This is a genomic window from Parviterribacter multiflagellatus (assembly GCF_056863265.1).
Genome location: NZ_JBXPIZ010000012.1, coordinates 148,516 through 169,469, shown reverse-complemented (window position 1 = coordinate 169,469; position 20,954 = coordinate 148,516). Strand labels below are relative to the sequence as shown.

The 20,954-nt window shown below is 74.3% G+C and carries 19 protein-coding genes; 16 read left to right on the top strand and 3 right to left on the bottom strand.

Going from position 1 to position 20,954, the window contains the following annotated elements:
- Positions 1 to 10 precede the first annotated feature (10 nt).
- Complete coding sequence (locus AC1UE5_RS24480) at positions 11 to 889, bottom strand: FAD binding domain-containing protein (RefSeq protein ID WP_482928552.1); 879 nt, start codon at positions 887 to 889, stop codon at positions 11 to 13.
- Between the two features lie 93 nt (positions 890 to 982).
- Here AC1UE5_RS24480 and AC1UE5_RS24475 point away from each other — a divergent pair, with 93 nt between their 5' ends.
- Positions 983 to 1,975: a LysR family transcriptional regulator gene (locus tag AC1UE5_RS24475; RefSeq protein WP_482928551.1), complete on the top strand. Its 993-nt coding sequence runs from the start codon at positions 983 to 985 to the stop codon at positions 1,973 to 1,975.
- Positions 1,976 to 1,985: 10 nt separating this feature from the next.
- On the opposite strand, the gene AC1UE5_RS24470 is transcribed toward AC1UE5_RS24475, so the two are convergent.
- Complete coding sequence (locus tag AC1UE5_RS24470) at positions 1,986 to 2,867, bottom strand: arginase family protein (RefSeq protein ID WP_482928550.1); 882 nt, start codon at positions 2,865 to 2,867, stop codon at positions 1,986 to 1,988.
- Positions 2,864 to 3,985, bottom strand: a complete 1,122-nt coding sequence (locus AC1UE5_RS24465; protein WP_482928549.1) for an XdhC family protein — start codon at positions 3,983 to 3,985, stop codon at positions 2,864 to 2,866. The genes AC1UE5_RS24470 and AC1UE5_RS24465 overlap by 4 nt, the downstream gene beginning before the upstream one ends.
- Before the next feature lie 55 nt (positions 3,986 to 4,040).
- Here AC1UE5_RS24465 and AC1UE5_RS24460 point away from each other — a divergent pair, with 55 nt between their 5' ends.
- The 15 genes from AC1UE5_RS24460 to AC1UE5_RS24390 all read left to right on the top strand — a co-directional run bounded on the left by AC1UE5_RS24460 (position 4,041) and on the right by AC1UE5_RS24390 (position 20,908).
- A complete protein-coding gene (locus tag AC1UE5_RS24460; RefSeq protein WP_482928548.1) occupies positions 4,041 to 5,084 on the top strand; it encodes a LacI family DNA-binding transcriptional regulator in 1,044 nt (347 codons plus the stop codon).
- A 125-nt stretch (positions 5,085 to 5,209) separates the two neighbouring features.
- A complete protein-coding gene (locus AC1UE5_RS24455; RefSeq protein ID WP_482928547.1) occupies positions 5,210 to 6,445 on the top strand; it encodes an amino acid ABC transporter substrate-binding protein in 1,236 nt (411 codons plus the stop codon).
- Positions 6,446 to 6,447: 2 nt separating this feature from the next.
- Positions 6,448 to 7,329, top strand: a complete 882-nt coding sequence (locus AC1UE5_RS24450) for a branched-chain amino acid ABC transporter permease (RefSeq protein ID WP_482928546.1) — start codon at positions 6,448 to 6,450, stop codon at positions 7,327 to 7,329.
- Complete coding sequence (locus tag AC1UE5_RS24445) at positions 7,326 to 9,203, top strand: branched-chain amino acid ABC transporter ATP-binding protein/permease (RefSeq protein WP_482928545.1); 1,878 nt, start codon at positions 7,326 to 7,328, stop codon at positions 9,201 to 9,203. The genes AC1UE5_RS24450 and AC1UE5_RS24445 overlap by 4 nt, the downstream gene beginning before the upstream one ends.
- Positions 9,200 to 10,006: an ABC transporter ATP-binding protein gene (locus tag AC1UE5_RS24440; RefSeq protein WP_482928544.1), complete on the top strand. Its 807-nt coding sequence runs from the start codon at positions 9,200 to 9,202 to the stop codon at positions 10,004 to 10,006. The genes AC1UE5_RS24445 and AC1UE5_RS24440 overlap by 4 nt, the downstream gene beginning before the upstream one ends.
- A gap of 7 nt (positions 10,007 to 10,013) precedes the next feature.
- Positions 10,014 to 10,895, top strand: coding sequence for an EamA family transporter (locus AC1UE5_RS24435; RefSeq protein WP_482928543.1), 882 nt, complete (start codon positions 10,014 to 10,016; stop codon positions 10,893 to 10,895).
- A complete protein-coding gene (locus tag AC1UE5_RS24430; protein WP_482928542.1) occupies positions 10,895 to 11,893 on the top strand; it encodes an amidohydrolase family protein in 999 nt (332 codons plus the stop codon). Before AC1UE5_RS24435 ends, AC1UE5_RS24430 begins: the two co-directional genes overlap by 1 nt.
- On the top strand, positions 11,890 to 13,479 hold the full coding sequence (locus AC1UE5_RS24425) for a phytoene desaturase family protein (RefSeq protein ID WP_482928541.1): 1,590 nt from the start codon (positions 11,890 to 11,892) through the stop codon (positions 13,477 to 13,479). The genes AC1UE5_RS24430 and AC1UE5_RS24425 overlap by 4 nt, the downstream gene beginning before the upstream one ends.
- A complete protein-coding gene (locus tag AC1UE5_RS24420; RefSeq protein WP_482928540.1) occupies positions 13,448 to 14,545 on the top strand; it encodes an alpha/beta hydrolase family protein in 1,098 nt (365 codons plus the stop codon). Before AC1UE5_RS24425 ends, AC1UE5_RS24420 begins: the two co-directional genes overlap by 32 nt.
- A 47-nt stretch (positions 14,546 to 14,592) precedes the next feature.
- The gene (locus AC1UE5_RS24415) at positions 14,593 to 15,603 is read left to right on the top strand and encodes a Gfo/Idh/MocA family protein (protein ID WP_482928539.1); all 1,011 of its coding nucleotides are present in this window, start codon (positions 14,593 to 14,595) and stop codon (positions 15,601 to 15,603) included.
- A complete protein-coding gene (locus AC1UE5_RS24410) occupies positions 15,600 to 17,840 on the top strand; it encodes a xanthine dehydrogenase family protein molybdopterin-binding subunit (protein WP_482928538.1) in 2,241 nt (746 codons plus the stop codon). The genes AC1UE5_RS24415 and AC1UE5_RS24410 overlap by 4 nt, the downstream gene beginning before the upstream one ends.
- Positions 17,837 to 18,496, top strand: coding sequence for an SRPBCC family protein (locus tag AC1UE5_RS24405; RefSeq protein ID WP_482928537.1), 660 nt, complete (start codon positions 17,837 to 17,839; stop codon positions 18,494 to 18,496). The genes AC1UE5_RS24410 and AC1UE5_RS24405 overlap by 4 nt, the downstream gene beginning before the upstream one ends.
- A complete protein-coding gene (locus tag AC1UE5_RS24400; protein WP_482928536.1) occupies positions 18,493 to 19,299 on the top strand; it encodes an FAD binding domain-containing protein in 807 nt (268 codons plus the stop codon). Before AC1UE5_RS24405 ends, AC1UE5_RS24400 begins: the two co-directional genes overlap by 4 nt.
- Entirely contained in the window at positions 19,296 to 19,769 is a 474-nt protein-coding gene (locus AC1UE5_RS24395; protein ID WP_482928535.1) for a (2Fe-2S)-binding protein, read from the top strand. The genes AC1UE5_RS24400 and AC1UE5_RS24395 overlap by 4 nt, the downstream gene beginning before the upstream one ends.
- A complete protein-coding gene (locus tag AC1UE5_RS24390; RefSeq protein ID WP_482928534.1) occupies positions 19,766 to 20,908 on the top strand; it encodes a M24 family metallopeptidase in 1,143 nt (380 codons plus the stop codon). Before AC1UE5_RS24395 ends, AC1UE5_RS24390 begins: the two co-directional genes overlap by 4 nt.
- The last annotated feature ends 46 nt before the right edge of the window (positions 20,909 to 20,954 follow it).

The following is a 20,954-nucleotide window of genomic DNA, read 5'->3' as shown; positions in this document are numbered from 1 at the left end:
GTGGTTCCTCTCAGGCGGTGGCGCGCTCGCGGGCGCGGCGGAGGGCGCGGAGCGTCAGCTCCTTGGCGAGGTGGCGCTTGTAGTCGGCATCGCCCCGCTGGTCGGTGATCGGGTCGCAGTGGTCGGCGGCGAGCTGCGCGGCCTCGGCGAGCCGCTCGTCCGTCGGCTGTTGGCCGCGCAGGGCGTCCTGCGCCTGGGTCGAGAGCACCTCCTGCGGGAGGACCGCGCTGAGCGCGATGCCGACGTCCTTGACCGCCCCGTCGCCGCTCAGCCACAGCGCGGCGGCGGAGGCGGCGATCGCCCAGTCGCCGTTGCGGCGCTCGACCTTCTCGTAGGCCGAGCCCGAGCGGGCGCCGGGCTGGATCGGGAGACGGATCTCGGTGAGCATCTCCGCGTCGCCGACCGCCGTCTCGTACGGGCCGCGGTGGAACTCGGTCATGTCGACCATGCGCTGGCCGCTGCGACCCTGGATGACGGCGATCGCGCCGGTTGCGGCGCAGACGGCGGAGAGGTCCTCGGACGGATCGGCCTGGCAGAGCGCGCCGCCGATCGTGCCGCGGTTGCGGACCGGCGGGTCGGCGATCACCTGCTCGGCGTCGTGGAAGATCGGGAGGTGGCGCCGCAGGACGTCGCTCTCCAGGAGCGCGCGGTGGCGGGTCATCGCGCCGATCCGGATGACGCCCTCCTCCTCGCGGACGTACGCGAGGTCCTCCTCGAGCGGGTTGATGTCGATGAGGTGCTCCGGCGTCGCGAGCCGCAGCTTCATCATCGGCAGCAGCGAGTGGCCCCCGGCGACCAGCCGGGACTCGGGACCGAGGCGCTCGAGCAGGGCGAGTGCCTCGTCGACGCTCGACGCACGGGCGTAGTCGAACGGCGCAGGTACCTGCAATGGACCCTCTCCTCCTTGGGGTTGAGCGCGACGCTACTCCCGTTCGCCCGCCGCGCTTGCAGGCCATAAGCGAACGCTTATAGCGTGCGGATCGTGACGTTCGCCCAGCTGCGCTCGTTCGCGACGGTGGCCCGCCTGGGGTCGGTGTCCTCGGCGGCGACGGTGCTGGGCGTGAGCGAGCCGGCGGTGTCCGCGGCGGTGGCCGCGCTGCGGCGGGAGCTGGAGGATCAGCTGTTCGTGCGGGCCGGCGGCGGGCTGCGGCTGACGCCCGGCGGCGAGCGCTTGGCGGCGGTGGCGGCGGAGATCCTGGGGCTGGAGGACAAGCTGCGGCGGGAGGTGCGCGAGGCGCGCGGCGAGCGTGGCCTGCTGCGGCTGGCGGTGTCGCCGTCGGTGGCGGAGTACGTGTCCGCGCCCCTGCTGGACGCGTTCACGCGGCGGCGGCCGACGCTGGAGGTCGAGCAGGAGGTCCACGCCGCGGACGACTTCGCGGCGCTGCTGGCCGACCGGCGCGCGGACGTGGTGCTCGGCCCGGCGCCCGCGGTGGCGTCGGCGGGGATGGAGGTCGCGCGGTTCCTGCGCTACAAGCTCGTCGTCGTCGCGGGCCCGCGTCACCCGCTCGCGTCGGCGCGCGCCATCCCGCTCCGCTCGCTGTCGGCCGACCGCTGGCTCGTCGGCCCGGCCGGGGCCGAGCAGCACGGGGCGCTGGGCTCGTTCTTCGCCGAACGCGGGATGCCGGTGCCCGAGGCGGGCGCGTTCATGACCGAGGGCGCGGCGCAGGCGGCCGCCGCGGCGGGCCAGGGCGTGATGCTCGCGATCGCCCACACGGTGATCGACCAGCTCCGCACGGGCACGCTGGTGCGCCTCGACGTCCGCGGCACGCCGCGCGACGCCTTCTGGCACGCGGCGACGCTCCCCGCCGACCGCCGCTCCGCCTCCGCCGACGCGCTCGCCAAGTTCCTCACGACCCCCGAGGCCACCCAGGCGATCGTCGCCCGCCCCGGCGGCGTCCCCGCGGGTCGCTTCCGCCCGCCGGTCTACGTGACGATCTGGTCCGACACCCCGGGCCACGACCGCACCCCCGCCTGATGCGCGCGCGTCAGCCCGCGAGCCCCTCCGCGACCGCCTCGACCAGCGCGCGGGCGTGGGCGCCCGTCGGGTCGAGGTCGGGGTCGAAGATCGTGAGCTCGAGGCCGGCGACGTGGGGGCGGAGGGTGCGGAGCGTCGTGGTGAGGTCGGCGAAGGTGTAGCCGTCGGGGTAGGGCGAGTCGACCGCGGGCATCAGCGCGGAGTCGACCACGTCGACGTCGACGTGGAGCCAGAGCGGGCCGGCGTCGGAGAGCGCCGTGGCCGCGTGCGCGGCGGCAGCCTCCGCGCCCCCGAGCTCCCGCACCCGCGCGAGGTCGACGACGTCGACCGCGCTGGCGTAGGCGGCCGCCTCCTCCTCACCGAGCTCGCGCGCGCCGAGCGCCACGACGTCGCGCTCCTCCACGAACGGCGCGCCGCGGCCCTCGAGGTCGGTCAGCACGGGCGTCCCGCGGCCGACCGCCAGCGCGAGCGTCTCCCCGGCGACCGCTCCCACCTCGCCGTTGCCGGGGTGGCGGAAGTCGAGGTGGCCGTCCACGTACACGAGCCCGATCCGCGGGGCGCGGCGACGCAGCGCGAGCAGCCCGCCGAGGATGACCGAGCAGTCGCCGCCGACGACGACCGGGAAGCCGCCGTCGTCGAGCACGCCGCCCACCGCGTCGGCGAGCGCGACGCTGTACGCGGCGATGCCCGGGCCGTTGCGGACGCCGGTCGTCGGCTCGATCTCCGGCGCGTACGGCGGCGCCGCCACGTCGCCGGCGTCCGACGCGCCGAGCGCCTCGACCAGCCCCGCCGCCCGCAGCGCGCGCGGCGCGTCCCGCGTGCCCGGCTCGTGACCCGACCGCAGCGGGCGCAGCCCGAGGTTCGTCGGCGCCCCGACGACGACGAGGCTCACGCGACGTGGGCGGTGCGCGGGTGAATCGGCCCGGAGGCCTCGGCGAGGCGGCCGCCGGCGCGGTGGGCGCGGAGCGCCAGGATCTCGGCGAGGATCGCGATCGCGGTCTCCGCAGGGGTGCGGGCGCCGACGTCGAGGCCGCAGGGCGACGCCACCCGGGCGAGGTCGTCGTCGCTCAGCCCCGCCTCGCGCAGGCGCTCCTCGCGGTCGGCGTGGGTGCGGCGTGACCCGAGCGCGCCGATGTAGCCCGCGCCGCTCGCCAGCGCCGCGACCAGCGCGGGCTCGTCGAACTTCGGGTCGTGCGTGAACACGAGCACCGCGTCGCGCGGGCCGAGCGTGCGCGTGGGCAGGTAGCGGTCGGGCCAGTCGACCACGACCTCCGCCCAGCGCGAGAAGCGCGGCGAGCGCGCGAACGCCGCGCGGGCGTCGCAGATCGTGACGCGGTAGCCGATCTCGCCCGCCATCCGCGCCAGCGCGGCGGAGAAGTCGATCGCCCCGAAGATCACCATCGACGGCGGCGTCGCGAAGGCCTGCAGGTGGACGCGCAGGTCGCTCCCCATCACCTCACCCAGCGCGCTGTACGAGCGCACCGCGCTGCGGCCCTCGTCGAGGAACCCGCGGGCGTCGCGCGTGACCGAGTCGTCGAGCAGCTCCGTGACACCCAGGGCGCCGGTCGCCGACGACGGGGTGATCGCGAGCTTCGCGCCGGCGGACGGGCCGTCGAGCAGGGTCGCGAGCGCGACGGGCTCCCCCGCGGCGATCGCGTCACGGGCGACCCCGAGCGCGTCGCGCGCCGCCGGCGTCAGCTCGTGGACGAACAGCTGCATCGTCCCGCCGCACATCAGCCCCACGTCGACCGCCTGCGCGTCGCTGATCCCGTACGTGACGACGCGTGGCGCGCCGCCGGCCAGCACCTCGCGCGCCTCGTGGACGAGCGCGCCCTCGACGCACCCGCCGGTGACGGACCCCTCGATCCGCCCGGTGTCGTCGACCAGCATCTCGGCGCCGGGATCGAGCGGGGCGGACCCGATCGTCTCGACGAGCGTGGCCGACACGACCCGCCGGCCGGCCTCCAGCCACTCCAGCGCGACCGCCTGTGACCGCGGTAGGACCTCCATGGGCGCAGGCTACTCCGGCGCGCAAGCGCCGCCGCGTGCGCGATGATCATCCGTGATGCCGAGCGAGAAGACCGTGACCCTCCGTGACGTGGCCGCCGAGGCAGGCGTCCACCCCGCGACCGCCTCCCGGGCGCTCAACACGGAGACGCGCGAGCTCGTCAACGGCGACACCGCCAAGCGCGTCCTCGAGGCCGCCGCAAAGCTCGGCTACCGCCCGAACCCGATCGCGCGCGGCCTGAAGACCAACCGCAGCTACACGATCGGCGTCGTCGTCCCGGACCTCAGGAACCCCCTGTTCCCGCCCATCGCGCGCGGCATCGAGGCCAAGCTCGAGCCCGCCGGCTACACGAGCCTGCTCGCCAACACGGACAACGACCCCGAGCGCGAGCGGCTCAGCTTCGACGCGCTCCGCGCCCGCCAGGTCGACGGCTTCATCACCGCCACCGCGCACCGCGACCACCCGCTCCTCTTCGAGGTCGCCGCGACCACGCCGCTCGTCCTCGTCAACCGCGTCACCGACGACGCGTCGCTGCCGTGGGTGGTCGCCGACGACCACGGCGGGATGCGGCTGGCGGTCGACCACTGCCGGCAGCTCGGCCACGAGCGCATCGCCCACGTCGGCGGCTCGCTCGGGCTCTCGACCGGCAACGAGCGCCAGCAGGGCTACCGCGAGGCGATGCAGGCCGCGGGCCTGGAGGTCGACGAGCAGCTCATCGCGATCGGCGGCATGTACGCCGAGGCCGAGGGCGCGCGCCTGACCAAGGAGCTGCTCGCCTCCGGCCACGAGCTCACCGCGATCGTCGCCGGCAACGACCTCATGGCGCTCGGCGCGATCGACGCGCTCCGCGAGGCCGGCAAGGACGTCCCCGGCGACGTCTCAGTCGTCGGCTTCAACGACATGGACTGGAGCGACCGGTTCGACCCGCCGCTCACCACCGTCCGCGTCCCGCACGACGAGCTGGGGGAGGAGTCGGCGGCGCTCCTGCTCGAGCGGCTGGCCGACCCGCAGGCCCCGCCCCGTCACGTGACGCTGCCGACGAAGCTCGTCGTCCGGGGATCGACGGCGCCGCCGGTCGCCGCGCTCCACGGGCGTTCCTGAAGGCGCCCGTCGAAATCCTCTTGACAGACCGTCACACTGCGGTCTAGCCTCCGGCCCAGGGTTCTCGCAAACGTTTGCAGCGCACGAGCTGCAAACGATTGCAACTCACGAGGAGGAGAGGGTTCATGCGTAAGGGAATGGCGCCCTTCATCGCGCTCGCGGCGTGCCTCGCCGCGCTCGCCGTGGGGTGCGGTTCGGACGACGACAACGCCTCCGCCGGGGGCGGCGGAGGCGGCGGAGGCGAGATCAAGATCGGCGCCTCGCTGCCGCTGACGGGCGAGTTCTCCGAGCCGGGCAAGGCGGCCAAGCAGGGCTACGAGGTCTGGCAGGCGATGACGAACGAGAAGGGCGGCCTGCTCGGCCGGCAGGTCAAGTTCATCTTCCGCGACGACGCCAGCGACCAGAACACCGTGGTCTCCGACTACACGTCGCTGATCTCGCGCGACAAGGTCGACCTGCTGATGGGCACGTTCTCCTCGCTGCTGAACATCCCCGCCTCGACGGTCGCCGAGCGCAACAAGATGCTCTACGTCGAGCCCGCGGGCGGCGCGCCGGAGATCTTCGAGCGCGGCTACAAGACGATCTTCTTCGCCCAGCAGGCGACGTCGAACAAGCAGGGCGACGTGTGGGCCGACTGGGTCCTCAGCCTCCCGGCCGACAAGCGGCCCAAGACCGCCGCCTACCCGACGCTCGACGACCCGTTCGCGATCCCGGTGCTCGAGGGCATCCGCGAGAAGTTCGAGGCCGCAGGCATCAAGACCGTCCAGCAGTCGACCTACCCGGCCGACACCAGCAACTTCGACTCGATCGCCAACGCGGTGAAGTCCAAGAACCCGGATGCGGTCATCCACGGCGCGACGTTCGCGGACGGCGTCGGCTTCGTCCGCGCGCTCAAGAAGGTCGGCTTCAAGCCCAAGATGCTGTTCGAGACCTCCGCGCCGTCGTTCGGCGACCAGTACCTGGAGGGCGTCGGCAAGGAGTCGACCGAGGGCATCTTCTACGCGGTGAGCCACACGCCCGAGGCCGCGACCCCGGGCAACGAGGAGTTCGTCGGCAAGTACGCCGAGATGTTCGGCACCGAGGTCGTCCCGGAGGACGCGGCCGACGCGTTCGCCGCCGCGCAGGTGATGGAGGCCGCCGCCAAGGCCGTCGGCTCCGTCGAGCGCAAGGACCAGATGAAGCTCGCGGACTGGCTGCGCGAGAACACCGTGGACACGATCCTCGGCCCGCTGAGCTGGGACGAAGCGGGCCGCCCCGAGGGCGAGTTCCTGGTCGGCCAGTGGCAGAACGGCAAGGCGGAGATCGTCCTGCCGAAGGAGGCCGCCACCAGCGACACCATCGTGGAGACCTACGGCGGCTAGCCGTGACCGAGCTCCTCCAGACACTGATCCTGGGCCTGCTGATCGGCGGCGTGTACGCGCTGCTGGCAGCAGGTCTGACGCTGATCTTCGGCGTCATGAACGTCATCAACGTGGCGCACGGCGCGTTCCTCATCCTGGCCGCCTTCGTCACGTGGACGCTGTGGGACGCGACGGGCATCGATCCGCTCGTCTCGATCCTCTTCACGACGCCGTTGATGTTCGGCTTCGGCTGGCTGCTCTACAACGCCGCCATCCGGCCGATCCGCAAGGCCCCGCCGTCGTCGAGCGTGCTGCTCACGTTCTCCCTCGCGCTGGTCCTCGAAGGGCTGATGGGGATCATCTGGGGGAACACGTCGCACGCCGTCCGCACGCCGTACTTCGACGAGTCGTTCGGCATCGGGGAGATCTTCCTGCCGAAGGCGCAGGTGTACGGCTGCCTCGTCGCGGTCGGCGTGCTGCTCGGGCTCTACGTCTTCCTGAGCAAGACCTGGACGGGCCGCGCGATCCGGGCGAGCGCCGTCAACCCGCAGGGCGCCGAGCTGGTCGGCGTCAACGTCGCCGCGGTCGCCGCGATGACGTTCGCGGTCGGCATCGCGGTCACCGGCGCCGGGGGCTCGATCGTCAGCGTCCTGTACCCGTTCCTGCCCGGCTCCCACTACGTGTGGATCAGCCGCCTGCTCGGCATCATCGTGCTCGGCGGCATGGGCTCGCTGCCCGGCGCGGTGATCGGCGCGCTGCTGATCGGCGTCGGCGAGACGATGACCGCCACCTACATCGGGCCCGAGTGGGCCACGGCGGTGCCGTTCGTCGTCATCTTCATCGTCCTGCTCGTGCGGCCGCAGGGCCTCATGGGCGCTCGGCTCCGGGAGGACGTCGCGCTGTGAGCACGTCAGCACCGCAGGCTCCGATGGCCACGGCCGCCGGCGCCGCGCCGAAGGCCAAGCCGCCGAAGCGGCTGCCGCTGGGCGGGTGGGGGCTGCTGCCCGTCGCCGGCGCGATCTTCGTCGCGCTCTACCCGGTCCTCAGCGACGACCTCTTCTACCAGAACATGATCATCCTCTCGATGATCTTCGCGGTGGGCGCCGTGTCGCTGAACATCATCAGCGGCTACGGCGGCTACATCTCGCTGGGGCAGAGCGCGTTCATCGGCGTCGGCGCGTACACCGTCGCGCTCGGCGCGCTGAAGGTCGGCGGGAACCCGTTCGTGTGGGTCCCCGTCGCCGGCCTCGTCGCCGCGCTGTTCGCGCTGCTGATGGGCGGGATCGCGATGCGCACCCGCGGGCACTCGTTCGTGATCCTCACGATCGGCCTGCTGTTCCTGTCGCAGCTCGTCGCGACGAACTGGGACAGCCTCACCAACGGCACGCAGGGCCTCTCGCTCCCCATCCCGATGTGGGACGTGGCCTACCAGTACTGGCCCTTCTACTACGCGCTGCTCGCGCTGCTGGCGGTGGCGCTGCTGACGTCGTGGCGCATCCGCCGGACGAAGTTCGGCATGGGCCTCATCGCGATGCGCGAGGACGAGGACAAGGCCGCGACCGTCGGCGTCAACACGCCGGTCTACAAGACACTGGGCTTCATCGCGAGCGCCGTGTACATCGGCATGGCCGGCGGCATCTACGCGTACTACACGGCGTTCGTCGACCCGCGCGGCGTGTTCGACATCGTCATCTCCGTCCAGATCATCCTGTGCATGCTGCTCGGCGGTCGCGGGACGCTGTGGGGCCCGGTGCTGGGCGCGTTCCTCGTCGAGCCGCTCAACGAGCTGGCCAACCAGCAGATGGGCGGCGGCAACTCGCGCCTGCTGATCTTCGGCGGCCTGATGGCGCTCGTCGTCCTGTTCCTGCCGAAGGGGATCATCCCGACGGTCAAGGAGCGGCTGGAGGCGCGGCGCACGAAGGGCCAGGCCGGCCTGGTCGGCGCGCGCCTGGACGGCCCGCTCGTGGTGAGCGAGCGCACCAAGCCGCCGGCGACGAACGTGGCGGCGGGCGAGCCGCTGCTGGAGGTGCGCGGCCTGGCCAAGCACTTCGGCGGCGTCAAGGCGGTCGACGCGTGCTCGTTCTCGGTGCCGCAGGGATCGATCACGGCGCTGATCGGGCCGAACGGCTCGGGCAAGACGACCGCGTTCAACCTCATCGGCGGGACGATGACCCCGACCGCCGGCGAGGTCTGGTTCGACGGCCAGCGGATCGACAGGCTGCCGCCCTACCGGCGCGCGCACCTCGGCATCGGGCGCACGTTCCAGATCACGCGCCTGTTCAAGGAGATGACGGTGCTGGAGAACGTGGTGGCGCCGCTGCACACGTTCTCGCTCGGGCAGCTCAACGCGGGCGCGATGCGCGGCGACGAGGCCGAGCGCGCGATGGAGCTCCTGACCTTCGTCGGGATGGAGCGGTTCGCGCAGCAGCAGGCCGGAGCGCTGTCGTACGGCCAGCAGAAGCTGGTCGAGCTCGCGCAGGTGCTGATGCTCGATCCGAAGCTGATCATGCTCGACGAGCCCGCCGGCGGCATCAACCCCACGCTGATCGAGCGGATGGGCGAGATGATCCGCATCCTCAACCGGCAGGGCACGACGTTCCTGATCGTCGAGCACAACATGCCGTTCGTGCTCGGGCTGTGCGACCCGGTCCTCGTGCTCGCGCGCGGGACCTGCATCTGCGAGGGCACGCCGGACAGCGTGCAGAAGGACCCGCAGGTGCTCGACGCCTACCTGGGCGACGACTTCAACCTCGAGGCGCCCGTGGGGGTGAGCCAGTGAGCAGCTTGCTGCGGATGGAAGGCGTCATCGCCGGCTACGGCGGCGGCGACGTGCTGCAGGGCGTGGACATCGCGCTCGAGCCGGGGCAGATCGGCTGCATCGTCGGGCCGAACGGCGCGGGCAAGTCGACGGTGATGCGGGCGATCAGCGGGCTCCTGAAGCCGCGCGTGGGGCGCATCTTCCTCGAAGGCGAGGACATCACGTCGATCGCGCCGGGGGACATCCTCGGCAAGGGCGTCGCGCAGGTCCCGCAGTCCAACGGCCTGTTCCCGAACATCACGGTGCGCGAGAACGTCCTGATGGGCGGCTACATCCTGCGCCGCGACAAGAAGCTGCTGCAGCAGCGGTACGCGGCGATCGAGGAGCAGTTCCCGATCGTCGCCGAGCGGGCGGGGGAGAAGGCGGGCAACCTCTCCGGCGGCCAGCGGCGGCAGGTGGAGATCGCGCGGTCGCTGATGCTCGACCCGAAGCTCGTGATGCTCGACGAGCCGTCGCTCGGCCTGGATCCGAAGGCGCTGAAGGTCGTCTTCAGCACCGTGAAGGACCTCGTGGCCGCCGGCAAGACGGTGCTGCTGGTAGAGCAGAACGTCCGGTTCGGGCTGCGGCTGGCGACCCACGGCATCGTGATGGAGAGCGGCCGCGTGCTGCTCACCGGCAAGGCCGATGACGTGCTCAACAACCCCGAGATGGCGGCGCTGTACTTCGGCGGCTCGATCGAGGAGTCGCGGCGGGCGGCGTCCGCGCCGTCGGCCGCGCCGGCATCCGCGTCGCCGCCGGCGTCGCGGATCGTGCCGGCGACCTGAGGCGAAGGTGAGCGGAGCGTTGCTGGCCGCCGCGTCGGGGGTCGGGTTCGGCCTGTTCCAGAGCGTCAACGTGCGCGCGCTGCGCGGCAGCGACGACCCGTACGCGTCGACGTTCGTGCAGGTGTGCTGCGCGGCGGTCGCGCTGTCGGCGGCGACGGTGGCGGCCGGCCGGGTCGGCGAGCTCGGCGACGTGCCCGCGGGCGCGCTGCTCGACTTCGCGGTTGCGGGCGTCCTCCACTTCCTCGCGGGGTGGTCGCTGTTGAACCTGTCGCAGCAGCGGATCGGGGCGGCGCGCACGTCGCCGCTCCTGACGACCGTGCCGGTGTTCGGCGTGGCGATCGCGGCGGTGACGCTCGGGCAGCTGCCGGGGCTCGTCGCGCTGGCGGCGATCGGCGTGATGGTCCTCGGGGCGTGGCTCGTGGCGGCGCGCGGCGGGCAGACGGCGGCGTCGTGGGGCGACGCGCTGCCGGGCCTGGGATGCGCCTTCCTGTGGGCGCTGTCGCCGACGTTCGTGCTCCACGGGCTCGAGTCGTCCGAGGGGTCGCCGCTGGTGGGGCTGACGTTCGGGCTGCTCGTGTCGGTGGTGCTCTTCGCGCCCGCGTACGTGCTGTCGCGCGGCGGCGCGGGCGCGCTGCGGGCGGTGACGGGCGCGGCGATGCCGCTCAAGCTGCTGGCGGGCGCGCTGGTGGCCGTCTCGACGTGGTGGCGGTGGGCGGCGCTGGACGGCGAGGACGTCGGGCCGGTGCTCGCGCTCTCGCTCCTGTCGGTGCCGGTCGTGCTGCTGCTCGCGCCGGTGATCGCGGGGCGGGACCGCGAGCACGTGACACGGACGTTGTGGGCCGGTGCCGCGCTCGTGGTGGGCGGCGCCCTGATCTTGGTGGTGGCTTGATGGTGATCGATGCGCACGCTCACGTGATCCCGCCGGAGCTGCTGCGCAGCGCCGCGCCTTCGGAGGCGTGGCGGCCGCAGGTGAGCGGGCCGTCCGGCGCGCAGGCCGTGGAGCTCGACGGGCGCGAGATCCGCAGCGCGGTGCGCGAGTGGACCGACCTCGACCTCGTCCTCGCCGACCAGGACCGCGCGGGCACCGACGTCGTCGTGCTCTGCCCGCTCGTCGTGCTGCTCGGCTACGACGCGCCGTCGGTCGGGGAGGCCGAGCGGCGCTGCCGGCTGCAGAACGACGCGCTGGCGCGGATGGTGCGCGCGCGGCCGGACCGGGTCGCGGCGCTCGGGACCGTGCCGCTGCAGGACCCGGTGCGGGCCGCCGCGCTGCTGCGCTCGGTGATGGCCGAGGGCGTCCTGCGGGGCGTCGAGGTGGCGGCGTCGGTGAACGGGACGTTCCTGGGCGACGACGCCTTCGAGCCGTTCTGGGTGGCGGCCGAGGAGACCGGCGCGCTCGTGTTCATCCACCCGACGACCCGCGGCTTCCCCGCGCCGGTGTTCCAGGAGCACTACCTCTGGAACGCGGTCGGCAACCCGATGGAGACGACCGTCTGCGCGGCGCATCTGCTCCTCACCGGGACGATGGAGCGCCACCCCGAGCTGCGCGTGCTGCTGGCCCACGGCGGCGGGGCGATCATGGCGCTGCGCGGGCGGCTGCGGCACGCGCACTCGTTCCAACCTCAAGCGCGCTCGAGGTCGAAGGAGCCGGTCGAGCGGTCGCTCCGGCGGTTCCTGTTCGACACGGTCGTGCACGACCTCGACCTGCTGCGCGCGCTGGTCGACACCGTGGGCGCCGACCGGGTGCTGCTCGGCTCCGACCACCCGTTCGACATGGGCGACCTGCGGCCGGCCGACACCGTCCGCGACGCGCGGCTGCACCCGGCGGACGAGGCCGCGATCCTCGGCGGGAACGCCGCGCGCCTGCTCGGACTGGAGATCCCCGCATGACGACCGTCCACGCCGACGTCGTGGTCGCCGGCGCCGGCCACAACGCGCTCATCACCGCGGCCTACGTCGCGCTCTCCGGCCGTCGCGTGGTCGTGCTCGACGCGCGCGCCGTGCCGGGCGGCGGGGCGGCGACCGAGGAGCTGATGGGGCCGGGCTACCTGCTCGACTCGTGCTCGACCGGTCACACGCTCATCCAGACCAACCCGGTGCTGATGAACGACGAGCTCGGGCTGCTGTCCGAGCACGGCCTGGAGTACCTCGCGCCCGACCCGTTCGCGCACGTCGCGCTCCCCGACGGCGAGCACCTGACCGCGTGGCTCGACCTCGACCGCACGTGCGAGGAGATCGCGCGGTTCAGCAAGGCCGACGCGGCGGCCTACCGGCGGCTGCTCGCCGAGTACGACGAGGTCAAGCACGTCTTCGGCGCCGCGTCGTTCACGCCGGTCGGGTTCGGGCCGTCGCTCGACGAGCGGCTGCGCGCGCACCCGCGCGGGGGCGTGTGGCGGCGGCGCGCGGCGCTCTCGGCCTACGACGTCATCACGCGCGAGTTCGAGTCGCGCCACGTGCAGGCGTTCCTGCTCTGGCAGGCGTACCAGACGCTCGTGCCGGTCGACGCCCCGGGCTCCGGCGTGCTGGCGTCGTCGGTCGTGTTCGGGCGGCAGAAGCGGTCGTGGTCGATCCCGCGCGGCGGCTCCGGGCAGCTCACCGACGCGCTCGTGCGGTGCATCGAGTCTCGCGGCGGGACGGTCGTCTGCTCCGCGCGCGTGTCGTCGCTCGTGCTGGGCGACGGCGGCGCGTGCGTGGGCGTGCGGACCGAGGGCGGGGACGAGTACCTCGCGCGCGACGCGGTCGTCTCGACGATCCACGTCAAGCACCTCGTCGACATGGCGCCCGCCGAGGCGTGGGGGGAGGACTTCCTGTACGGCGTCGAGACGTTCGACGTCGGCGTGCCGTGCAGCGCGACGTTCCTCGCGACGAGCGCGCCGCCCGAGTTCGAGACCGACGCAGGGCCGCGCAGCGCGGTGTCGGCTGGGCTGGCCGGCTGGCCCGAGGACGTCGTCGCGTTCAACCGCCTGCTGCGCGACGGCGCGTGGGTGGAGGAGCCGCAGTGGGTGCTCGTCGCGACCCCGACCCTCGTCGACCCGAGCCGCGCACCGGAGGGCCACCACACGGTGAAGTTCCTCGCGCCGCAGTCGTACGGGTTCGCGGACCGCGCCGCGGCGTTCGCCGACGCGCTGCTCGCGCGCGTCGAGGCCGTCTGCCCGGGGTTCTCCGCCAGCGTGCTCGACCGGCTCGTGCGCATGCCCGAGGACGTCGAGCGCGCGAACGAGCACATGATCCGCGGCACGTTCCACGGCGGCGACCGGACGCTCGCGCAGAGCGGCGCGCTTCGGCCCGTGCCCGGCTACGCCTCGCACCGGATGCCGATCCCCGGGCTCTACCAGACCGGCGGCACGACGCACCCGGGCGGCTCGATCACCGGTGGACCGGGGCGCAACGCCGCGGTCGTGCTGCTGCAGGATCTCGGAACCAGTCTGGAGGAGGTGGTGTCCCATGCCGGACGCCCGCGTGCAGGCCGCCATTGACCACTGGGGCTCGCGCCTCATCGCCAACGGCATCGCGTACGACGACTTCAAGCGCGTCACGGGCGCGCTGGAGCGGTGGGACGACTGGCTGCAGGCGTGGGTCGCGGTCGCCGACGACCACCTCGCCGACGCGCGGCGCGCCCGCGACGACGGGCACCTGGTGTCCGCCGGCGAGGCGTTCCTCCGCGCCGCCGTCTCGTACCACTTCGCGAAGTTCGTCTGGGTGCTCGACGCGGAGCGCAACCGCGAGACGACCGCGCGCGCGATCGCCGCGATGGCCGCCGCGCACGAGCTGCTCGACCCGTCCGCGGTGCGGATCGAGGTGCCCTTCGGCGGCGCCTCGCTCGCGGCGAACCTGCGGCGGCCGCCCGGGGCGGAGCGTCCGCCGCTCGTCCTGCTGATCCCCGGCCTGGACTCGACGAAGGAGGAGTTCTTCTGGCTCGAGGAGGTCTTCCTGCGGCGCGGGATGGCGACGCTGTCGATGGACGGGCCGGGGCAGGGGGAGTCGGGGTTCGCGCTGTCGATCACGCCGCGGTACGAGGAGCCCGTCGGCGCGGTCCTCGACGCGCTCGCGCCGTACGCCGACGTCGTCGACCTCGATCGCATCGGCGCGGTCGGCGTGTCGATGGGCGGCTACTACGCGCCACGGGCGGCGGCCTTCGAGCCGCGTCTGCGGGCGGTCGTGGGGATCTCGGGCCCGTACGACATGAGCGCGAACTGGGACGGGTTGCCGTCGCTCACGCGGGAGACGCTGCGGCACCACACCGGCGCGTCGTCGGACGCGGAGGCGCGGGAGCGCGCGGCGGAGCTGTGCCTGGCCGGCGTCGCGGAACGCATCGCGGTCCCCGCGCTGATCCTCACGGGCAAGCTCGACCGCCTGATCCCGTGGGAGGACACGAAGCGCATCGCGGACGAGATCCCGGGTGCGGAGTGGGTCCTGTACGAGCACGGCACCCACGTCTGCAACAACGTCCCGTTCAAGTCGCGCCCCCTCGTCGGCGACTGGATCGCGGAGCGGTTGGGGGCGACCGCGCCCGCGCCCGCGTCGGAGGTCGCCGCGGCGTGACGCGCCCGCCGGCACCCTCGCGCGGCCCCTCCGAGCGCCCTCCCGGAGTGGCCCTTCTCGGGGCGGGCATGTGGGGCACCCGGATGGCGGCCGCGTGCGCGCGGGCGGGGCTGCGGGTGGCGTGCGTCCACGTGCGCGACGAGGCGCGGCGGCGGGAGGTCGCGGCGTCGCTGGGGTGCGACGCCGCGCCCGACCTCGCCGCGGCGGTCGGCCACCCCGACGTGCGCGGGGTGCTCGTGCTGACACCCAACGACGTGCACGAGGAGCAGGTCGTCGCGGCGGCTGCGGCGGGCCGGCACGTGTTCGTCGAGAAGCCGATTGCCGACACGGTCGCCGCGGCGGAGCGGATGCGCGACGCGTGCGCGGCGGCGGGGGTGACGCTGATGGTCGGCCACGCGTTCCGGCGCCTCGGCGCGGCGCGGAAGGTGGCGTCGCTGGTGGCGGGCGGCGAGCTGGGGCAGGTCGTGCTGGCAGAGGCGACGTTCTCGCTGCCCGGGTCGTTCGGCACCGGCGCGTGGCGCGGCGCGCGGGCGCGCAACCCGGGCGGCCCGCTGATGCAGCTCGGCATCCACCACGTCGACACGCTGATCTCGTGGCTCGGCCCGGTCGCGCGGTCGAGCGGCCGGTTCTCCCACGTCGCCACCGCGGCGGACATCGACGACGTCGGCGTGGTGACGCTCGAGTTCGCGTCCGGCGCGCTGGGCGTCGTGACCGGCTCGTACGTCTCGCCGAAGACGCTGTGGCTGCGGCTGCAGGGGACGGAGGGGGTCTGCGAGGTGCGCACCGACTTCTCCGTCTGGCCCGACTCGCGCGCGCTCGACGGCGCGACCACGGTGACGGTGAACGGCCGCTCGGTCTGGTTCGACGACGTCGACATGCTCGCCGACGAGCTCGCGGAGTTCGCGCGCTGCATGACCACGGGCGCGCGGCCGGAGACCGGCGCGGACGAGGGCATCGCCGCGCTGCGGGTGATCACCGACGCGCTCGCGCCCGCCGCCGCGTCCGCCGCCGCGTCCGCCGCCGCCGCGCCCGCCGCGCCTGCCGGAGCGCCCGCGTGACCTCCGCCGCGCGCACCTCCGCCGCACCCCCGCGCGGCCTCGTCGGGACGCCCGTGCCGCGCCGCGAGGACGCGCGCATCCTCCGCGGCCACGCGCGGTACCTCGACGACCTCGACCTCCCCGGCCTCGCGCACGCCGCGTTCGTGCGCTCGCCCCACGCGCGGGCGCGCGTCGTCTCCATCACGGTGCCCGACGCGGCGGAGGGGCTCGTCTCGGTCTTCACCGCGGCCGGCCTCGCCGGGCGCGTGCGGCCCTTTCCGGTCCAGGTGCCGGAGAGCGGCGAGATCGCGGACGATGCCGGCCACCCGGTGCTGGCCGAGGACGAGGTGCGGTACGTCGGCCAGCCGGTCGCGCTGGTCGTCGCCGAGACCCGCGCGCTGGCGGAGGACGCCGCGGAGCTGGTCGAGGTGGAGTACGAGCCGCTCGACGCCGTGGTCGCCGCGCGTGACGCTCCGCAGTCCCACATGCGGTTCGTGCGGAACGGTGGCGACGTCTCCGCCGCGTTCGCGTCCGCGGCGCACGTCGTCCGCGGGACGTACGGGCTGCCGCGGCTCGTCGCCGCGCCGATGGAGACGCGCGGCGCGATCGCGCAGCACGACGCGGGCAGTGGGGAGCTGACGGTCTGGTGCAGCGCGCAGGACCCGCACCGGCCGCTCGCGCAGCTGTCCCACGTGCTGACGCGCCCCGACGACACGATCCGCGTCGTCGTCCCGGACGTCGGCGGCGCGTTCGGCTCGAAGGGCGTGGTGGGCGCGGAGGTCGCCGCGCTCTGCGTCGCCGCCGCGGACGTCGGGCGGCCCGTCAAGTGGGCGGAGGATCGGCTCGAGAACTTCCAGGCCGCCTACCAGGGCCGCGGGATGGAAGCCGACGTGGAGCTCGCGCTCGACGAAGACGGCACCGTGCTCGCGCTCCGCGCCCGGATCACCGCGGACCTCGGCGCGTACCTCTTCACGACCTCCGCGATCCCGCCGCACACCGCGGCGATGCTGATGTGCGGGGCGTACGCGTTCCCGGCCGCCGAGGTGGAGGTCGTCGGCGCGCGCACCGACAAGGTCCCGACCGGGCCGTACCGCGGCGCCGGCCGGCCCGAGGCGGCCTACTTCGTCGAGCGGGCGATGGACGACGCGGCGCGCGCGCTCGGCCTCGACCCGGTCGACCTGCGCCGCCGCAACCTCGTCCGCGCCTGGCCTCACGCGACACCGCTTGGCTTCACTTACGACAGCGGCGACTACGAACGGTGCCTCGACCTCGCGCTCGAGCTGCTGGAACGGAACGCTCCGGTCCACGAGGGCGAGGTGGTCGGCGAGGGCGTCGGCCTCTACGTCGAGCGCGCCGGCGGGATGTGGGAGAGCGCCGACGTGACGATCGAGCCGACCGGCCGCGTCGTGATCCGCTCGGGGTCCTCGCCGCACGGCCAGGGCCACGACACGACGTTCGCGCAGATCGCCGCCGACCGCCTCGGCGTCGCCATGGACGACGTCAGCCTCCGCTTCGGCGACACCGCCGTCGTGCCGCGTGGTGTCGGCACGTTCGCGTCGCGCTCGGTCGCGATGGGCGGGAGCGCGATCGTCGTCGCGCTCGACAAGCTCGTCGCCCGCGGCCGCATGCTGGCCGCGCACGCCCTCTCGGTCCCGGAGGAGACGGTGCGGTTCGAAGCCGGCGCGTTCGTCGCGGCGGACGGGCGCGCGGTGTCGTGGCGGGAGGTCGCGGCGCTCGCGTACCAGCCGGCGCGGCTGCCGAAGGGCGCGGAGGTCGGGTTGCAGGCGGCGGGGCGGTTCCGGTCGCCGCAGGTGTTCGGGTCGGGCGCGTACGCGGCGCGGGTGGCGATCGATCGCGAGACCGGCGTGCTGCGCGTGCTCCACCTCGCCGGGGTCGACGACGGCGGGACGGTCGTCAACCCGCTGCTCGCGCACGGGCAGGTGCTCGGCGGGATCGCGCAGGGGCTCGGCGAGTGCCTGGTCGAGGAGGCCGTGCACGACGACGCCGGGCAGCTGCGCACCGCGTCGTTCGCCGACTACTCGCTCCCCACCGCCGCCGAGATGCCGCCGATCGCGCTCGGGGTGGTCGAGTCGCCCTCGCCGCACAACCCGCTCGGCGCGAAGGGGCTGGGGGAGGGCGGCGCGATCGGCACGCTGCCCGCCGTCGCGAACGCGGTCGCCGACGCGCTCGGCGGCCGCCACGTCGACCCGCCGTACACCGCCGAGACGCTCTGGCACGCGCTCCAGGAGGACGCATGAAGCTCACGAACGAGTTCGACGTCGGCGCCGGGGTCGACCGCACGTGGTCGACGCTGCTCGACGTCCCGCGCGTGGCCCGCGCGCTGCCCGGCGCGACGATCGACCCCGCGGGCGACGGCGGCACCTGGCGCGGGACGATGAAGATCAAGCTCGGCCCGGTCACCACCGAGTACGCCGGCACTGCGCGCGTGCAGGACGTCGACGAGGACGGCCGCGTCGCGTCGTACCGCGTCGAGGGGCGCGAGGCGCGCGGGCAGGGCAGCGCCGCGGCGACGATCACCACGCGCGTCGCGCCCGCCGCGTCCGGTGGCACGCGCGTGGTCGTCGAGACCGACATGCACGTGACCGGCCGCCAGGCGCAGCTCGGCCGCAACCTGATGGAGGACGTCGCAGGCGCGATCCTCGGCGAGTTCGCCGGGCGGCTGGAGCGGGAGCTCGAGGATGCCGGCGCGGGCGCGGCGGCCGGCGCCGGTGCGGGTGCGGCGGCGGGAGCGGCCGGCGCGGACGACGTCCTCGACCTCTCCGCCGCCACCCGCGGCGCCCTGGCCGAGCGCGCCGTGGTGTTCGCGGCCGGGCTCGCCGTCGGGCTCCTCGCCGCGCTGGTGCTGCGCCGCCGCCCGCGCGCCGTCGTCCTCCCGCCGGTGCCGCCCGCGTGAAGCCCGCGCCGTTCACCTACGAGGCCCCGCGCACGGTCGACGACGCGCTCGCGCTGCTCGCCGCCAACGAGGACGCGAAGGCCCTCGCCGGCGGGCAGAGCCTCGTGCCGGTGATGAACTTCCGCCTCGCGCGACCCGGCACGCTCGTCGACCTCAACGGCATCGGTGACCTCGCCTACGTCCGCAAGGCGGAGGGCGCCCTGCGCATCGGCGCGCTCACGCGGCACGCGACGGTCGAGCGCTCCGGCCTGATCGCGCGCGAGTGGCCGCTGCTGGCCCAGGCGGTCAGGCACGTCGGCCACCCGCAGATCCGCTCGCGCGGCACGATCGGCGGCTCGTGCGCGCACGCCGACCCGACCGCGGAGCTGCCGGTCGCCCTCAGCGCGCTCGATGCGCGGTTCGTCATCCGCTCCGCCGCCGGCGGCACCCGCACGCTCGCGGCCGCGGACTTCTTCGTCACGCACCTCACCACCGCGCTGCACGCCGACGAGCTGCTCGTGGCGATCGAGATCCCGCCGCTGCCCGATCACGCACGAACGGCGTTCGTCGAGTACGCCCGCACCCACGGCGACTGGGCGATCGCGGGCGCCGCGGCCGTCGTCGCGCCCCAGCGGTGCGCGATCGCGCTGCTTGGCGCCGGCCCGACTCCCGTCCGTGCGCGCGAGGCCGAGGGCGCGCTCACCGAAGGCGTCCCCGCCGCGGAGGTCGCGCAGATCGCCGCGCGCGCGGTCGCCGACCCGTGGCGCCGCGCGCTCACCGGCAAGCTCGTCCGTACCGCGCTCCGCGAGGCAGGCGCCGCGTGAAGGTCGCGCTCGACGTCAACGGGGAGCGCCGCGTCGTGGACGTCGAGCCGCGTGCGCTGCTCAGCGACGTCCTCCGCCACGACCTCGGCCTCACCGGCACCCACGTCGGGTGCGAGCACGGCGTCTGCGGCGCGTGCACGGTGCAGGTGGATGGCGAGCCCGTCCGCGCGTGCCTGATGTTCGCGGTGCAGGCCGCCGGCAAGCACGTGCGGACCGTCGAGGCGCTCGCCGCGGAGGACGGCACGCTCCACCCGCTCCAGCAGGCGCTCCACGAGCACCACGGGCTGCAGTGCGGCTTCTGCACGCCGGGGTTCCTCATGTCGCTCGAGCCGTTCGTGCGCGACCGCCCGGACGCAGACGAGGAGGAGATCCGCGCCGCGCTCGCCGGGAACCTGTGCCGCTGCACGGGCTACGAGGGCATCGTCGCCGCGGTGATGGACGTCCTGCGCGGCGCGCGGGCCGACGCGTGAGCGACTACCCGCGCTTCTCTCACGCGGAGCTGGCCCGCCGCCGCGCGGCGGTCGAGGCGCTCGCCGCCGAGCATGCGGCCGACCACGTCCTCGTCTACGGCGCGAACCGGTTCGGCTCGGCGGTGCCGTGGCTCACGCGCTGGCCGGTCACCCGCGAGGCGGTCGCGCTGCTCACGCCCGGCGAGCGGCCCGTGCTGTGGGTGGACTTCTACAACCACGTCCCGAACGCGACGGCGATGGCCGCCGGCTGCGACGTGCGCGGGCTGGAGGGGCGCGGCCTGGAGCTGCCGCGCGCGGAGGTGCGCGCGCGGGGCGGGAGGCGGGTCGGCGTGATCGGTCCGCTGCCGTGGCGCGCGGCGGCGGCGCTCCAGGAAGCGGTCGAGCTGGTCGCCCTCGACGCCGGCATGACGCGCCTGCGCCTGCGCAAGTCCGAGGAGGAGCTGGCGTGGCTGCGGACCGGCTGCGCGCTCACCGACGCGGCGGTCGAGGCAGTCGCCCACGCCGCGCGCCCCGGCGTCGACGAGCGCGAGCTGGGCGCCGCGTGCGAGGCCGCCTACCTCGCGCAGGGCGGCACCACCCACATCCACTACTTCGCCGCCAACCCGATGGCGAGCGGCGCGCCCGGCCTCGCCGCACCCGCACAGTGGCCGACGACCCGCCGCCTGCAGGTGGGCGACGCGCTCGTGTGCGAGATCAGCGCCGCATGGTGGGACCACCCCGGCCAAGTCCTGCGGACGTTCGCGATCGCCGCCGACCCGACGCCGCGCTACGCCGAGCTGCACGCCGTCGCCACCGCCGCCTTCGACGCGATCGTCGCGCGCGTCAGGGCCGGCGCTCACGCGCACGAGCTGGTCGACGCCTCGCGGGTGATCGAGGACGCCGGTTTCACCACCCGCGACGACCTCGTCCATGGCTTCGTCGGCGGCTACCTGCCGCCGGTCCTCGGCTCGAGCTCACGTGAGCTGCGACCTGCACCCGACTTGCGGTTGGAGGCGGGGATGACGATCGTCGTCCAGCCCAACGTCTGCACGCGCGACGAGACCGCCGGCGTGCAGGTCGGCGAGCTGCTCCTCGTCACCGACGACGGCCACGAGCGCCTCCACACCACGCCACACGGCCTGCGCCGCGTGGGCGACTGACGGCCATGCCGTTCGACCCCGGACCGCCCTGCCGAAAGCGACCGGG

Bases quoted from the DNA above. Each gene is read 5' to 3' on its own strand.
- AC1UE5_RS24405 (WP_482928537.1), top strand. From the start codon at position 17,837: ATGAAGCTCACGAACGAGTTCGACGTCGGCGCCGGGGTCGACCGCACG.
- AC1UE5_RS24455 (WP_482928547.1), top strand. From the start codon at position 5,210: ATGCGTAAGGGAATGGCGCCCTTCATCGCGCTCGCGGCGTGCCTCGCC.
- AC1UE5_RS24460 (WP_482928548.1), top strand. From the start codon at position 4,041: ATGCCGAGCGAGAAGACCGTGACCCTCCGTGACGTGGCCGCCGAGGCA.
- AC1UE5_RS24430 (WP_482928542.1), top strand. From the start codon at position 10,895: ATGGTGATCGATGCGCACGCTCACGTGATCCCGCCGGAGCTGCTGCGC.
- AC1UE5_RS24420 (WP_482928540.1), top strand. From the start codon at position 13,448: ATGCCGGACGCCCGCGTGCAGGCCGCCATTGACCACTGGGGCTCGCGC.
- AC1UE5_RS24465 (WP_482928549.1), bottom strand. From the start codon at position 3,985: ATGGAGGTCCTACCGCGGTCACAGGCGGTCGCGCTGGAGTGGCTGGAG.
- AC1UE5_RS24425 (WP_482928541.1), top strand. From the start codon at position 11,890: ATGACGACCGTCCACGCCGACGTCGTGGTCGCCGGCGCCGGCCACAAC.